Source organism: Clostridium sp. CAG:265 (assembly GCF_000436575.1).
Classification (GTDB): Bacteria; Bacillota; Clostridia; order Clostridiales; family Clostridiaceae; genus Clostridium; species Clostridium lentum.
This window is the reverse complement of record NZ_FR886633.1, coordinates 76,783-90,821: the sequence shown is the minus strand read 5'-3', so window position 1 is coordinate 90,821 and position 14,039 is coordinate 76,783. Positions and strand designations below refer to the sequence as shown.

The window sequence follows — 14,039 nt, the reverse complement described above, 5'->3', positions numbered from 1 at the left end:
AAATATTAATGAATATAGAAAGAGAATTAAATAAAAGTGTGTGGAAAAAGCAATTAGAGAAAAATAAAATGTTATATCCGGATGAAAGAGTAGTAGCATTTTTTGCTAATAATTTTAAGGAGCAAAATAATTATGAAAAAAATGTATTAGATATCGGGTGTGGATCTGGAAGAAACTTAATTCCAGCACTAGATTATGGGTTTAATTGTTATGGGATTGATTTTAATGAAGAGTGCTGTATAACGGTTAAAAAAACTTTTGAAGATAGAAAAGGATTAAAAAAAATATATTTTGGAGATTTAAAAAGTGTTAATTTAAAAAGTGACTTTTATGATGTAGTGTTAATTTATGGAGTTTTATTTTTAAATGAATATAATGAAATGAGACAATTATTAAGTGAGATAAAGAGAATAATGAAAAAAGGTGGAAAAATGATTGTTAATTTTAGAGCTGAAGATGATTATTTAAATGGAAAAGGCAAAAAAATTGGCGATTATTCATATATACTTGATGAAAGTACAGGATCATATGAAAATGCATATTATACATTTTTGAGTTTTGATAAAGCTAGTAATTTATTAAAAGAGTATGGATTTAAAATATTAAAATATGAGAAAATTGAATTTTATAAAAATTGTTTGAAAGAAAAACATTCTTGGTGGATATTTACTGTAGAAGCTTAAGTTAAATAGTGTTTGAAAGTTGGTAAGATGTATATGGTAAGTAAGAAAAATGTATGTTGTATAATTCAAGCTAGGACAACGTCTACTAGATTACCTAATAAAGTTTTTAAAAATTTAGCTGGTTATTCAATGCTATATCATGTAATTGAGAGAGTAAAAAGAACTCATTTTATAGATAAAATAATTATTGCCACAACAAATAAGATTGAAGATGATGAAATAGAAAAATTTTGTATTGAAAATTCTATTGAATATTTTAGAGGGGACAAGGAAAATGTTTTAAAGAGATATTATGATGCAGCAAAATATTATAATGCAGATGTAATTGTAAGGGTTACAAGTGATTGTCCAATGATAGAACCAACAATAATAGATTACTTAGTTAAATATTTTTTGGATAATAATTATGATTATGTTAGTCCAGGTAGCCCCGAAGGAATTATTAGAGGATTAGATACAGAAGTATTTTCTATTAATGCATTAAATAGAGCATATGATTTAGCGGAAAAAAAAGAAGAAAAAGAACATGTAACATGGATAATGTATAATAAAAGTGATTTTTTTAAAGTTGGAAGACCAAATGTTGAAGAAGTTTTTAAAAATGAAAATATTAGAATTTGTGTAGACGAACTAGAAGATTATAAATTAATGGAGATAATATACAATCTATTTTATATAGAAAATGAAATTGTAAATACTAGAGATGTAATCGAGTTTTTAAATAAAAATAATGAAATTTGTAAAATAAATAAAAATATAAAGCAAAAAATTAAATAATAAAGTTAAACATATAATAAAAGAACTAAAATGTGGTTAAAATTCATTTTAGTTCTTTTTTTATTTTTGTTAAGTAAATAGAAGTAGATAATGGAATAAATTTAGAAAAAAACTATAAAAATTTTATTTTGAATTTAAAAGTTGAAAATGTTTTTCTGTTTGAAAATTCAATGTTATTTAATATTATCAGAAAAAATAGTTTAAAGTTTTATAAATGCTAATAATATATTAAATTATTTTAAAAATCATGTAGAAAACATTCATTAAATGTAATATAATTAAAACTAAAGTTTCGACATTTATAGAGTTTGGAGGGAAATTAATTGTCTAATAGTTTAAATACATATGACTTAATAAAGCGAGGATTAAATGCCGCTGCTGTAAGAAGTGAAACTATAGCCAATAATATAGCAAATGTTAACACCAGTGGATATAAGGCTTTTAAAGTTGTTTTTGAAGAAAAATATAAAGATTCTGGTTTTAATATGAAGGCAACCAATGAAAAACATATTCAAAAGGAAAAACCAGGAAGTATTACTACTGTTAGAGACGAAGATACAAGCATGAATGAAAATGGAAACAATGTTAACTTAGATTTAGAAAAGGTAAATCAAGCAGCAAATACTTTAATGTATCAAGCATTAACATCACGTGCCAGTGGAAAGTTAGCATCAATGAAAACTGTGATTGGAGGAAATTAAAATGGGAATGTTTGATTCAATGAGAATTAGTGCCAGTGGATTATCAGCAGAAAGATTAAGAATGGATACCATAAGCTCTAATGTGGCAAATGCTCAAACAACAAGAACAGAAAATGGTGGACCATATGTGAGAAAGGTAGCTGTTTTTAAGGAAGCATTAGATGAAGCAGGAAGATGCAAAGGTATATCAGCAGTGGGAATAGTAAATGATGAATCAGAGCTGGAAAGGGTGTACGATCCTACTCATGTGGACGCTGATGAAGACGGATATGTAACTATGCCTAATGTGAACATATTAAATGAAATGGCAGATATGATAGTTGCTACTAGAACATATGAAGCTAATGCTGATGCATTAAGTGCATCTAAATCAATGTTTACTACAGCATTATCTATAGGAAAATAGGAGGATATAACAAATGAAGATAGACAATTTTACACCCAGTGAAAAAATATTTGAAAAAAGAATAGCAATAGAAGATGAAAATAAAGATAGATTTGGACAAGTATTTAAAAGTGCATTACAAGCTGTCAATGATAAACAAGTTTATTCTGATGAAATGACAAATAAACTTGTTTTAGGTGAAGATGTGGAAATTCATGAGGTAATGCTGGCGGCAGAAGAAGCTTCATTGGCATTACAAACAGCAGTGCAAGTTAGAAATAAATTAACAGAAGCAATTAAAGAATTAACAAATTTACAAATATAGTTAGGAGTGCTTAAGCATGGACAAGTTTTTAGAAGTTTTTAAAAAGCTTTTAGAAAAATTTAAAAATTTAAGCAAAGGTGTAAAGATAGCGTCAATTGTATCTGCTATAACACTTATCATAGCTATTTCATCATTGTTTTTTTATCAATCTTCCAATAAATATTCTGTTTTATTTTCAGGTTTAGACTCAGCAGATTCAAAAACAGTTTTAAGTGCATTGGAGGAGCAAGGTGTAGATTTTAAAGTTGAAGGTGATTCAATTTTAGTAGATAAATCTGTAGTAGATAAGCTTAGATTACAATTAGCTTCTAATTTAACTATGGGAAGTACAGGCTATGAACTAATGGACTCAGGAAGCTCTTTTGGTATGACTGAAGAAGAATTTCAAATTAAAAAGCTTAGAATGCAACAAGGTGAATTAGAAAAAACCATAAAGAGTTTTGAACAAATAAGTGATGCAAGAGTACATATTACTCTTCCTACAAATTCGGTATTTGCCGATGAAAAAGAACCAGGAAGTGCAGCAGTATATGTTAAGTTAGTAGCAGGAAAAACTTTATCACAAGAGCAAGTTAAATCAATAGTGGCTTTAGTTTCAGGAAGTACAGCCATATCTAAGGATAATATTCAAGTAATGGATAGCAATATGAATCTTTTATCAGAAGATTCAAGCTTTAAATTAGATGAAAATAGTGATCAAAATGTAACTTCTACTTCCATTGCAACTCAATTAGAGTTAGAAAAGAAGTATGAAGCTCAATTACAAAAATCAATTTTAGAACTGTTAACACCGGTATTAGGAAATGGAAAAGTTAAAGTAATGGTAAGTGCTGATTTAGATTTTGATTCAACAAAGGTTACAGAAACAGTGGTGGATCCTAATAAAGTAATAATCAGTCAAAAGACTTCAAAAAGTGAGAATAATTCATCAGAAGGTAATGATAATGCAAGTGGTAGCGGAAGTGTAATTGATGAAAATATGGGAAATACAATAGTTACCAATGATAAAAACACAAAGAGCACAACTGAAGAACAAACAACTAATTATGAAGTTGGAAAAACTGAAACAATAAAAATTAAAGCTCCAGGTGAAGTTAAATCATTAAGTGCATCAGTAATAGTTGATGGAGAAATCAATGATGCATTAAGAACTGCCATTGAACAATCTGTGTCAGCAGCAGTAGGGTTAAATGCTGAAAGAGGAGATACAGTTAGTGTAGCAGGAATTACATTTAACACTAAAGATACAGGAAATATTACTGATCCATTTGCAGAGCCAGAAGCAAATAATAACAATATGATTTATATGATTATTGCAGGAGTAGTAGGTGCTATTTTATTAATAGTATTTATTGTATTAAGAAGTAAAAAGAAAAAGGTTAATAAAGAAGTAGTTACAGAAGAAGAAGGAAATCTACTGGATATAGTTATAGAAGATAAGATTTCAAAAGTAGAGGAAGAAGAATTAAAACCTATAGAGTTTGAAGTTCCAAATGAAAATATACATATTGAAAATGAAATTAAGAAATATGCAGCAGAAAAGCCACAACAGGTAGCTGATATAGTTAAATCTTGGTTAGTAGAAAGTGAGAGATAGATAAATGGCGAAAAAACAATTAACAGGTATTCAAAAGTCAGCTCTATTATTTATTACTTTAGGGCCAGAAGCATCAGCAGATATTTTAAAAAGATTACCTGAAAATGAAATACAAAAGATAACTTATGAAATAGCAAATATTTCAACTGTTACATCAGAGCAAAGACATAGCATATTACAAGAGTTTTTAGAAATGAATAAGGCTAAAGATTATCTTCTAGAAGGTGGACTTGACTATGCTAAAGAATTACTATCTAAAGCTTTAGGACCACAAAGAGCAGGGGAAATATTAAACAAGGTAGCAGAAGCATCACAACTTAATAGACCTTTTGCCATAGCAAGAAAGGCAGATGCTCAGCAAATACTTAATATCATTAATTATGAACATCCTCAAACCATTGCATTAATACTTTGCTATTTACAAGTGGAAAAGGCAGCTCAGATAATTTCTGAGCTACCTGAGGAAATTCAAAGTGAAGTAGCTTTAAGAATAGCTACTATGAATACTACATCACCAGATGTTATTAGAGAAATAGAAAAAGTATTAGATGATAAGTTATCTACTATTGTTAAAACTGAAACTACAGTATTAGGTGGAATAGATACTTTAGTAGGTATATTAAATCAAGTTGATAGAACAACTGAAAAGAATATAACTGAAAGCTTACAAGAACAAGATTATGAGCTTGCAGAGAAAATCAAAAGCTGTATGTTTGTATTTGAAGATATTATTACTCTTGATGATGTGGCAATTCAAAGAATTCTTAGAGATGTTGAAACTAAAGAGCTTGCTCTTGCTCTTAAGGGAGCTTCAGAAGAAGTGGCAAATGTTATTTATAAAAATCAATCTAAGAGAGCAGCAGCTTCATTAAAAGAAGATATTGAATACTTAGGGCCAGTAAGATTAACTGATGTTGAAAAAGCACAACAACAAATTGTAGCTGTTATTAGAAGATTAGAAGATGCACAAGAAATAATTATTTCAAGAGGTGGAGAAGATGCACTCATCATGTAATCTTATAAAATCTAGTAATACATCTGTTAAAGGTGATATTAAAATAGTAACAGAATGTGTTGTTACTGAAGAAGAGCAACATTTTCAAGAAATCGAAAATAGTCAAATTAAAAGCTATGAAGCCATTGGGGCAAGTATATTAGATAAGGCAAGAAAAGATTCTGATCATATTATTATGGAAGCTTTTCAATATTCAAAAAATATTGAAAAAGAAGCTTATGAAAAAGGATATGCTCAAGGTGTAAATAATGGATATGAAGATGGCAATAAGCAGGGATATGCAGAATCAAAGGAAGAAGCTAAAGGTATCATAGAAGAAGCTGTAAAAAAAGCTAGAGAAATTTTATTAAGTGCTGAAAAGCAAGTGGAAGATTATAAAATAAAAAAAGAAAAGGAAATAGTGAAACTTTCATTGGAAATGGCAAAGATTATAACAAATAAAAATTTTGAAAATGATGAAAGTGTTATAAGCTTAATTAATCCTGTACTGGAGCAATTTAGAGGTGAGGAAAATATAGTTATAAAATGTAATGGAAACTATATTGTAGCCATTGAGTCTAAAGTTAATGAATGGAAAAAGTCATATGCTATTTCTGGGGAAATACTAGTTCTTGAAGATCCATTAATGGAACTTGGAAATGCAGTTTTGGAAAAAAGTACAGGTAAAGTTGTAGTTGGTTTAGATGTTAGCTTAGAAAAATTAGAAGAATCTATAAAGGAATTTTGTGGTGAAGAAGATGCTTAATATAGATTTTAATTTAATTAGGAAAAGAGTTAATGAAATAGATACTACTTACTGTGAAGGTATAGTAAGTGAAGTTATAGGTCTTACCATTGAAGTGCAGGGAATAAAAGCTTTTGTTGGGGAAGTTTGCACTATATATAATGTTTATAATAATCCTGTAAGTTGTGAAGTGGTAGGATTTAAAAACAACAAAGTCATATTAATGCCTTTAGGTGAACTTGTAGGTATATCTCCAGGATGTATAGTTGTTCCTGAAAGAAGACCTCTTGAAGTACAGTGTTCTGATGATTTAATGGGAATGGTATTAGATGGTTTAGGTAAACCAATATATGGTGGAGAACTTTTAACTGGAACACCATATCCTTTAGAAAATCAACCACCAGATCCATTAAAAAGAAAAAGAATAAAGGATATACTACCTACAGGGGTAAGAGCCATTGATGGTTTTTTAACTTGTGGTGATGGACAAAGAATAGGTATTTTTGCAGGTTCAGGAGTAGGTAAGAGTACAACATTAGGAATGATTGCAAGAGAAGCCGAGGCAGATGTTAATGTTATATGTCTAATTGGAGAAAGAGGCCGTGAGGTTCTTGAGTTTATTGAAAAAGACTTGGGACCGGAAGGTATGAAAAAATCAGTGGTAGTTTGTGCTACTTCTGATAAATCAGCCTTAGAAAGAGTTAAAGGTGCATTAACAGCCACTGCCATAGCAGAATACTTTAGAGATAAAGGTAAGAAAGTTATTCTTATGATGGATTCTGTAACAAGATTTGCCATGGCGCAAAGAGAAATTGGACTTGCCATTGGAGAGCCACCAGCACAAAAGGGGTATACACCGTCAGTTTTTGCTAAGTTACCAAAACTTTTAGAAAGAGCTGGTACATCAGATGTTGGTTCCATAACAGGTTTTTATACGGTGCTAGTTGATGGTGATGACTTTAATGAGCCTATTGCAGATACAGTAAGAGGTATACTTGATGGTCATATAGTTCTGTCAAGAGCATTGGCTCACAAGAATCATTACCCAGCCATTGATGTATTAAATAGCGTAAGTAGATTAATGTCTCAAATAGCTGATGATAAGCATAAAGCAGTATCATCACAAGCAAGAGATTTACTTGCTACTTATAAGGAATCAGAAGACCTTATAAATTTAGGAGCGTATGTTAAGGGCTCCAGTAAAAAGATAGATTTAGCTATTCAATTTAATGATAGTATTAATGCTTATTTAAAGCAAGGAATTGATGAAAAAACAACTTTTGCAGATAATTTAAATAATTTATTTGCTATATTTGGATGATAATTTTAGGAGAGATTAATTTTGGCAAATGGATTTAAATTTTCTCTTGAGAAATTGTTAGAAATGAGAAAAACAAGAGAAGAAGAAGGTAAGAAGCTTTTTAATAATAGTCAGCAGGAACTGCAAAAGTCCATTAATAAGTTAAATGATCTTAATGATAAGTATAAACAATATAATGGAATTGCAGCAGGAGAAACTGTTATATATCAAAAATTAAAGAAAAATTATTTAATAGCTTTAAATAAAGGTATTGAACAAACTGAAATAGAAATAGAGAAAAAACAAAAAGAAGTAGATTATAGAAGAGAGCAATTAAAGGTTAGGCAAATTGAAAGAAAAACTGTAGATATATTAAGAGAAAAGAGATTTAATCAGTTTATGGCAGATGAAAAAAGAAAAGAAGAAATAGCCAATGATGAATTTGCACTATATGCCCATATGAGAAAGATTGGAAAGGAGGTGAAAGAACATGGATTTAGGTAATTTAAATGCTGTAATAGCCAATATGGGAAAAGTTGATAATAACAGTAATGTTAATGGTGATAATTCAGTTAAAACTGAAAATAAAAGCAGTAATGGTAATTTTAAATCAGTGATGAGTTCCAAGGAAGATTCTCTTTCTAAAACTACAGAAGATAACAAAACAACTGTTGAGAATGTATCTAAAGATATAAATGAAGCTATAGATAAAACTGAAGTTATTGAAAAAATTGAAAATGGAACTAAGGAGGAAATAATTGAAGAAGTAATGGTATTACTTCAAGCATTAAATATTCCAGTTATTGATAATAGTAATTTACCTATAAAAATTTATTTAGAATCTGGCAATACTTCTAGCTTAGAATTTGGTAATACTTCTAGTTTAGAGTGTATCAATACTTTAAAAAATATAAATTATTTAAGTGAAATTGCTGATTTAAATATTTCATCAGAGCCAATAAATAACAATAACTCTAATGTGTTAGAAAATATAAATTTGCTTAAAAATAATACTGTATTTGAATCAGAAAATATTAATATATTTGAAAATGTAATAGAAGAAGTGTCTTTAAATAATAGTGAAAATATAGATTTAAATGAAGAAACATTATCTAATATAATCAATTTGCCTATTAAAGAAATTGTTAAAACTTTAAATTTAGAAGAAGATAAAGTTGTTACAACAGATAATATAGATAAAATATTAACTGTTTTGTGTGATAAAGATGGCAATGAAATTAAAAAGGATAAATTTATAGAAGTTGTGGATAGTTCTAAAGGCGAAAGTAAAAAAGATACTTCACAAGGTGTTGAAATGTTAAAGATGGTATTTAATATAGATAAATCTAATGGTGAGCAAAAAGGTGAAGAAGATATTTTAGCCAAGCTTATGACAATGGATGAAGACATAAATAAAGTTGAAGATTACATAGTTGAAGACACACCTATATTTACAGAAGTTTTAAATAGTAAAAATGATGTTGCTTCAAGTCTAATATCAGAGGTGAAACCTGTGGCAGTTTCAAGAGAAACAGTAGCTACTGATGTGGTTTCTAATGTTAAGTATATGGTTAAAAATCAAGTGGAGCAACTTACTGTAAAGATATATCCTAAGGAATTAGGTGAAATAACCATAAAGATAATATCTGAAGATGGAATAATGAAGGCAGATATTAAATCAACATCTAAAGAAACATATACATTGTTAAATTCTAATATGGAAGAAATTAAAAAGCATTTAAGCAATGAAAGTTTAATTATTAAAGAAGTAAATATTGGCTTATATGAAGATACTACTTATTATAGTGGACAAGGTTTTAGTAATGAATTTAATGATGAAAGAAATAAAGAAAATTATTCTGTAGAAGATAATGATTCTATAAATATACATAAAGAAGAAAATGAAGAAATTTCAGAAGAAATTTCTAATGTTAACTTATTAGCATAGGAGAGAATACATATGTCAGATATAAGTACAATTTCAGGGCAAAGTAGAGCTGGTGGTAATTATACTGTTGGAGGAAAAACTGATAGAGGAACTTCAATTGTTGAAGCAGGTGGAAGTGTAGATAAAAATGCATTTTTACAAATATTAGTGGCAGAATTATCTAATTTAGATCCAACGGCTGATACAGATTCAACACAATACATATCACAATTAGCACAGTTTTCAACTATGGAACAAATGTCTAATTTAAATACTACAATGTCTAATTCAGCAGCATATAACTTAGTAGGTAAAGGTGTTACAGTTAATGTTCTTGATAATAAAGGTATTCCTTACACTGGTATAGTTAGAGGTGTAAGTGGAAACAATGGGACGAGTTATACAGTATCAATAGAGGTTTATGAGGATAATCAAACAAAGTATATTGATGTTCCAATGAGTAGTATTCAAACGGTTTTAGATGTAGGAGACTCATCACTTTCAGCTTTAAACAATATGAATACAAATATTGCAATGATGACAGCAAGTTCTTATATAGGAAAATATGTGGAGCTTACTGAAAGTAAAGAAAATGGTAATAATGAAAAGGTAACAGGACAAGTTATGTCTGTATCTAGAGAAAATGGTGCTATAAATATTAAAGTTAAGCTTTTAGATGGAGAAGTAAAGACTTACGACTATAGTTTAGTTGAAAAGGTGCAAGATACTCCAATATAACAAAAGAAGGTGAGTTATGGGGTATAGAATAGTTAATGGAAGAGCATATGCTGTAGGTAATTTTTTTAACCTGGAAAGTGAATCAAAATTAACTAATGGTAATACAGGGGAAGTTAGCTTTAATGATGTATTAAATAATATAAAGACAGAAAATGAAGGATTTATTTTATCTAAACATGCTTGTAAAAGATTCAATGAAATAAGCTTTTCAAGAGATGATATGAATGTGATAAATAATGGTTTTGATTTAGCAAAAGAAAAGGGTGCTAAAAATGCAGTGTTTATATATAAGGATGTGGCATTAATAGCTAATATAAAAAATAGAACAATAATAACTGCTGTAGAGAAAGAAAGAGCAGAAAATAATGTTTTTACCAATATAGATAGTGTAGTTATATTATAAAAATTTATTAGGCTGGACCAAATATGGAGGCCTTGTCTTGTGGAAAGATAGAAGCAAGAAATAAATGAAAAATTTTTAGGAGGAAATATTTATGTTAAGATCGTTATATTCAGGGATTTCAGGAATGAAAGTAAATCAAACTAAGTTAGACGTTATAGGTAATAACTTAGCCAATGTAAGTACAACAGCATTTAAAGGGTCAAGAGTAAATTTCAGTACTACAATAAGTCAAACATTAGGTAGTGCTAGTGCAGCATCAGATTCTTTAGGAGGTGTTAATGGTAAGCAAATAGGTCTTGGAGCACAAATTTCAAGTATTGATAAAATAATGTCTCAAGGTTCAATGCAATCAACATCAAGATCTCTTGACGTAGCAGTAGATGGAAGTGGATACTTTATGGTAGCTACTGGACCAGCACTTACAGGAGGAAATACTGATGCTATAACAATAAAGGATAATGGAGTAGAAAATATGCCAGCTAATAGTTCAGTGGCATATACAAGAGATGGCTCTTTTGTATTAGATAATGAAGGTAATCTTTTAACTTCAAAAGGTTATAGAGTTTTAGGATTTGCTATGGAAACTACAGATCCTCAGCAAAATACTAAAATTGATAATATAGAGGATAATGGAAATGTATTATATGTTGAATCAAATAATAGTACAAAAGCTATAGATGATAAATTAGTATCTTTAAAAATACCTGATAAAGTAACAAAAATTGATGCACAGGGTACAAGAACAGATGTTGCTGTAAAGAGTTTTAATATATCTGCTGATGGATTAATAACAGGTGTATTAGAAACTGGTGAAATAACAGCTCTTGGTCAAATAGCTATGTCAAGCTTTAAAAATGAAGTTGGTTTAACAGATATAGGAAATAATATGTATGAACCATCAGGAAGTTCAGGAGCAGCAATAATTTCAAGTGGTAAAAATAGTACTGCCGGTAGGAATAGCTCAGGATATGGAGATATTCTTCAAGGATATTTAGAAATGTCAGGAGTAGATATGGCAGAACAATTTACTGATATGATAGTTGCTACTAAAGCTTTCCAAGCAGCAGGAAAAACAATCACTACAGGTGATGAAATTCTTTCAGAAATAATTAACTTAAAGAGATAGTTTGTAAATTATCAATTATGAGCAATGAATGATGGATTAAATTTAATTTATCATTCAGCTCATAAATTATAGTAAAAAATTGAATTACCAAAAATGAGTTAATTATTTTTAATTGATTCATTATTGGTAATTCAATAAGCAAGAAAGGTGTTAGTATGATTGATTTAACAGCAATGAATAATAAAGAATTTACTTTAAATGCAGATCATATAGAAAAGATTGAAGAAGTTCCTGAAACTTTAATAACACTTACCAATGGGAAAAAGTATATTGTTTTAGAAACTATACATGAAGTAAAAGATAAGGTTATAAGATATAAAAATAGAATAGCTACGTATAGAATTTAGGGGGAAATTGATGTGAAGAAAACAGATATTATGACGCCGGCTGGGTTTGTACTTGGAGCTGCCTTAATAGGATATGGAATTGTTTCTGGAGGTCCTTTTAGTATATTTATTGATATTCCATCAATATTCATATGTGTTGGAGGATCTTTAAGTGCTTTATTTATCACATATACTATGGATGAAATCAAAGAGATGTTTGGAAGTCTTGGTAATGCATTTAAAGAAAATAGTGCTTCTCAAAAAGATATAATAGTACAGTTTTCAAATCTTTCACAAAGAGCAAGAAAAGACGGTTTATTATCTTTAGAAGAAGATATAAGTAATTTAGAAGATCCATTCTTAAAAAAGGGTATGCAAATGGTTGTTGATGGTATTGAGCCGGAAACTATTAAGGAAATATTAGAGCTAGACATATATGAAACTGAAAATAGAGGAATGAATGTGGCAGGTATGTATACTGCTTGGGGTGGATATGCTCCAGGATTTGGTATGATAGGTACATTAATAGGGCTAGTTCAAATGATGCAAAACTTAAATGATATTCAAAGTATAGCTGTTGGTATGGGAGTTGCACTTCTTACAACTTTCTATGGTTCATTCCTAGCTAATTACTTTTGTAATCCAATAGGTGCAAATTTAAAAAGACAATGTGCATTAGAAACTGGTACAAGAACTATGATGTTAGAAGGTATCTTAGCAATACAATCAGGTGTTAACCCAAGAATTGTAGAAGAAAAACTTTTAACTTATTTATCTGCAAAAGAAAGATTAGAATATATAAATAGTAATACAGAAAATACAGAAGGAGTTGCATAAGTTATGGCAAGGAAAAAAGTACAGCGTGATGAACCAAGCGGTGATGAATGGTTAGCTACCTACTCTGATTGTGTTACTCTTTTGATGACTTTTTTTGTTCTTTTATATGCAATGTCTTCTACTGATGAAGCTAAAATGAGAGCACTTTCTCAAGCTTTCAGAAGTGTAATGGCAGGTGAAGTTGGTGATAGTATTTTAGAATATAATTTATATAATGGTGATGTTCCTTTAATTGGTGGAGAAACACCAACAGATACTGTAGATGGTGAAAATATTGAAGAAAGTATGTACTATCAAGTAAGTAAATTTGTTAAGGAGCATGAATTAGAAGCGGCAGTGGAAATAATTGAAACTGAACAAGGTGTTGCCATTCAAGTTAGAGAAAGTATACTTTTTGAAACTTCAAAATCAACTTTAAGGGAAGATAGCAAGGAAGTATTAGCATCTATTGCAGAATTATTATCTTCTATAGATAATACTATTGTAGTAGAAGGGCATACTGATAATAGACCTATTTCTACAGCAGAATTCCCTTCTAACTGGGAATTGTCAGTGGATAGAGCTGTAAATGTAGTAAAATATTTTGTTGAAAATACAGGCATAGATCCAAAAAGATTAAGTGCTACAGGATATGGTGAACATCATCCAGTGGTGCCTAATGATACTGAAGAAAATATGGCTAAAAATAGAAGAGTAAATATTTTAATTATAGCTGATGATAAGGAGTAAGAAATGGCAGAAGAAAAGAAAAAAGGTAAAGGTAAACTAATTATTATTATAGTTGTAGCATTATTACTGCTAGGTGGAGGAGTTTTTGCTGGAGTATATTATGGTATGTCAAAGGCAAATGCTGAAGAAGCACCAATAGTAGAAGCTTATACTGAATTAGGGCAATTGCTTGTAAATTTAAGTGATGAAGGTAGCAAAAAATATGTGCAAATGACTGCTACTGTTACTTATGACAGTGCTAATACAGAAGTAGGAGAAGAAATTACTACTAAGCTTGTTGCTTTAAGAGATTCAGCAATATTTTATTTAAAATCTTTAAAAACTTCAGATTTTACTGCTGATAATGAAGTTAATTTAAAGAGAGATTTAGTACAAAGATTAAATTCAAATTTAAAATCTGGAACTATTATAGATATTAAATTTAATGAACTTTTAGTTCAATAATA

Annotated in this window: 18 protein-coding genes; all 18 read left to right on the top strand. The window is 29.3% G+C overall.

The window, feature by feature from the left end; all coding sequences use genetic code 11:
• Positions 1-8 precede the first annotated feature (8 nt).
• Positions 9-683: a class I SAM-dependent methyltransferase gene (locus Q5O29_RS09540; RefSeq protein WP_022212721.1), complete on the top strand. Its 675-nt coding sequence runs from the start codon at positions 9-11 to the stop codon at positions 681-683.
• 33 nt (positions 684-716) lie between these two features.
• Positions 717-1,460 carry a cytidylyltransferase domain-containing protein gene (locus tag Q5O29_RS09535; RefSeq protein ID WP_022212720.1) on the top strand — a complete coding sequence of 248 codons (744 nt, stop codon included), beginning with the start codon at positions 717-719 and terminating at the stop codon, positions 1,458-1,460.
• Between the two features lie 323 nt (positions 1,461-1,783).
• Positions 1,784-2,161 carry a flagellar basal body rod protein FlgB gene (gene flgB / locus Q5O29_RS09530; RefSeq protein WP_022212719.1) on the top strand — a complete coding sequence of 126 codons (378 nt, stop codon included), beginning with the start codon at positions 1,784-1,786 and terminating at the stop codon, positions 2,159-2,161.
• A 1-nt stretch (position 2,162) separates the two neighbouring features.
• Positions 2,163-2,567, top strand: coding sequence for a flagellar basal body rod protein FlgC (flgC, locus tag Q5O29_RS09525; protein WP_022169213.1), 405 nt, complete (start codon positions 2,163-2,165; stop codon positions 2,565-2,567).
• Between the two features lie 13 nt (positions 2,568-2,580).
• Positions 2,581-2,871 (top strand): flagellar hook-basal body complex protein FliE, encoded by a 291-nt coding sequence (gene fliE / locus Q5O29_RS09520; RefSeq protein WP_022212718.1) that lies wholly within the window; start codon positions 2,581-2,583, stop codon positions 2,869-2,871.
• Between the two features lie 16 nt (positions 2,872-2,887).
• A complete protein-coding gene (gene fliF / locus Q5O29_RS09515) occupies positions 2,888-4,468 on the top strand; it encodes a flagellar basal-body MS-ring/collar protein FliF (RefSeq protein WP_022212717.1) in 1,581 nt (526 codons plus the stop codon).
• Positions 4,469-4,472: 4 nt separating this feature from the next.
• Complete coding sequence (gene fliG / locus Q5O29_RS09510; RefSeq protein ID WP_022212716.1) at positions 4,473-5,483, top strand: flagellar motor switch protein FliG; 1,011 nt, start codon at positions 4,473-4,475, stop codon at positions 5,481-5,483.
• Positions 5,467-6,228 carry a FliH/SctL family protein gene (locus Q5O29_RS09505; RefSeq protein ID WP_022212715.1) on the top strand — a complete coding sequence of 254 codons (762 nt, stop codon included), beginning with the start codon at positions 5,467-5,469 and terminating at the stop codon, positions 6,226-6,228. Before fliG ends, Q5O29_RS09505 begins: the two co-directional genes overlap by 17 nt.
• Positions 6,221-7,528 carry a flagellar protein export ATPase FliI gene (gene fliI, locus Q5O29_RS09500; protein ID WP_186835482.1) on the top strand — a complete coding sequence of 436 codons (1,308 nt, stop codon included), beginning with the start codon at positions 6,221-6,223 and terminating at the stop codon, positions 7,526-7,528. Before Q5O29_RS09505 ends, fliI begins: the two co-directional genes overlap by 8 nt.
• A gap of 21 nt (positions 7,529-7,549) precedes the next feature.
• Positions 7,550-8,011 (top strand): flagellar export protein FliJ, encoded by a 462-nt coding sequence (fliJ, locus tag Q5O29_RS09495; protein ID WP_022169207.1) that lies wholly within the window; start codon positions 7,550-7,552, stop codon positions 8,009-8,011.
• Entirely contained in the window at positions 7,998-9,455 is a 1,458-nt protein-coding gene (locus Q5O29_RS09490; protein ID WP_022212714.1) for a flagellar hook-length control protein FliK, read from the top strand. Before fliJ ends, Q5O29_RS09490 begins: the two co-directional genes overlap by 14 nt.
• Before the next feature lie 12 nt (positions 9,456-9,467).
• Complete coding sequence (locus Q5O29_RS09485) at positions 9,468-10,172, top strand: flagellar hook assembly protein FlgD (RefSeq protein WP_022169205.1); 705 nt, start codon at positions 9,468-9,470, stop codon at positions 10,170-10,172.
• 16 nt (positions 10,173-10,188) lie between these two features.
• Positions 10,189-10,575 carry a TIGR02530 family flagellar biosynthesis protein gene (locus Q5O29_RS09480; RefSeq protein WP_022212713.1) on the top strand — a complete coding sequence of 129 codons (387 nt, stop codon included), beginning with the start codon at positions 10,189-10,191 and terminating at the stop codon, positions 10,573-10,575.
• Positions 10,576-10,666: 91 nt separating this feature from the next.
• Entirely contained in the window at positions 10,667-11,701 is a 1,035-nt protein-coding gene (locus Q5O29_RS09475; protein WP_022212712.1) for a flagellar hook-basal body complex protein, read from the top strand.
• 155 nt (positions 11,702-11,856) lie between these two features.
• On the top strand, positions 11,857-12,048 hold the full coding sequence (locus Q5O29_RS09470; RefSeq protein WP_022169202.1) for a flagellar FlbD family protein: 192 nt from the start codon (positions 11,857-11,859) through the stop codon (positions 12,046-12,048).
• A 12-nt stretch (positions 12,049-12,060) separates the two neighbouring features.
• Positions 12,061-12,864: a motility protein A gene (locus Q5O29_RS09465; RefSeq protein WP_022212711.1), complete on the top strand. Its 804-nt coding sequence runs from the start codon at positions 12,061-12,063 to the stop codon at positions 12,862-12,864.
• A 3-nt stretch (positions 12,865-12,867) separates the two neighbouring features.
• Positions 12,868-13,593 (top strand): OmpA family protein, encoded by a 726-nt coding sequence (locus Q5O29_RS09460; protein WP_022212710.1) that lies wholly within the window; start codon positions 12,868-12,870, stop codon positions 13,591-13,593.
• 3 nt (positions 13,594-13,596) lie between these two features.
• Entirely contained in the window at positions 13,597-14,037 is a 441-nt protein-coding gene (gene fliL / locus Q5O29_RS09455; RefSeq protein WP_022212709.1) for a flagellar basal body-associated protein FliL, read from the top strand.
• Positions 14,038-14,039 lie beyond the last annotated feature (2 nt).

Bases quoted from the DNA above. Each gene is read 5' to 3' on its own strand.
- Q5O29_RS09470 (WP_022169202.1), top strand. From the start codon at position 11,857: ATGATTGATTTAACAGCAATGAATAATAAAGAATTTACTTTAAATGCA.
- fliF (WP_022212717.1), top strand. From the start codon at position 2,888: ATGGACAAGTTTTTAGAAGTTTTTAAAAAGCTTTTAGAAAAATTTAAA.
- flgC (WP_022169213.1), top strand. From the start codon at position 2,163: ATGGGAATGTTTGATTCAATGAGAATTAGTGCCAGTGGATTATCAGCA.
- Q5O29_RS09475 (WP_022212712.1), top strand. From the start codon at position 10,667: ATGTTAAGATCGTTATATTCAGGGATTTCAGGAATGAAAGTAAATCAA.
- Q5O29_RS09485 (WP_022169205.1), top strand. From the start codon at position 9,468: ATGTCAGATATAAGTACAATTTCAGGGCAAAGTAGAGCTGGTGGTAAT.
- fliL (WP_022212709.1), top strand. From the start codon at position 13,597: ATGGCAGAAGAAAAGAAAAAAGGTAAAGGTAAACTAATTATTATTATA.
- fliI (WP_186835482.1), top strand. From the start codon at position 6,221: ATGCTTAATATAGATTTTAATTTAATTAGGAAAAGAGTTAATGAAATA.
- fliG (WP_022212716.1), top strand. From the start codon at position 4,473: ATGGCGAAAAAACAATTAACAGGTATTCAAAAGTCAGCTCTATTATTT.
- Q5O29_RS09480 (WP_022212713.1), top strand. From the start codon at position 10,189: ATGGGGTATAGAATAGTTAATGGAAGAGCATATGCTGTAGGTAATTTT.
- Q5O29_RS09460 (WP_022212710.1), top strand. From the start codon at position 12,868: ATGGCAAGGAAAAAAGTACAGCGTGATGAACCAAGCGGTGATGAATGG.
- Q5O29_RS09490 (WP_022212714.1), top strand. From the start codon at position 7,998: ATGGATTTAGGTAATTTAAATGCTGTAATAGCCAATATGGGAAAAGTT.
- Q5O29_RS09540 (WP_022212721.1), top strand. From the start codon at position 9: ATGAATATAGAAAGAGAATTAAATAAAAGTGTGTGGAAAAAGCAATTA.
- fliE (WP_022212718.1), top strand. From the start codon at position 2,581: ATGAAGATAGACAATTTTACACCCAGTGAAAAAATATTTGAAAAAAGA.
- Q5O29_RS09535 (WP_022212720.1), top strand. From the start codon at position 717: ATGGTAAGTAAGAAAAATGTATGTTGTATAATTCAAGCTAGGACAACG.
- Q5O29_RS09505 (WP_022212715.1), top strand. From the start codon at position 5,467: ATGCACTCATCATGTAATCTTATAAAATCTAGTAATACATCTGTTAAA.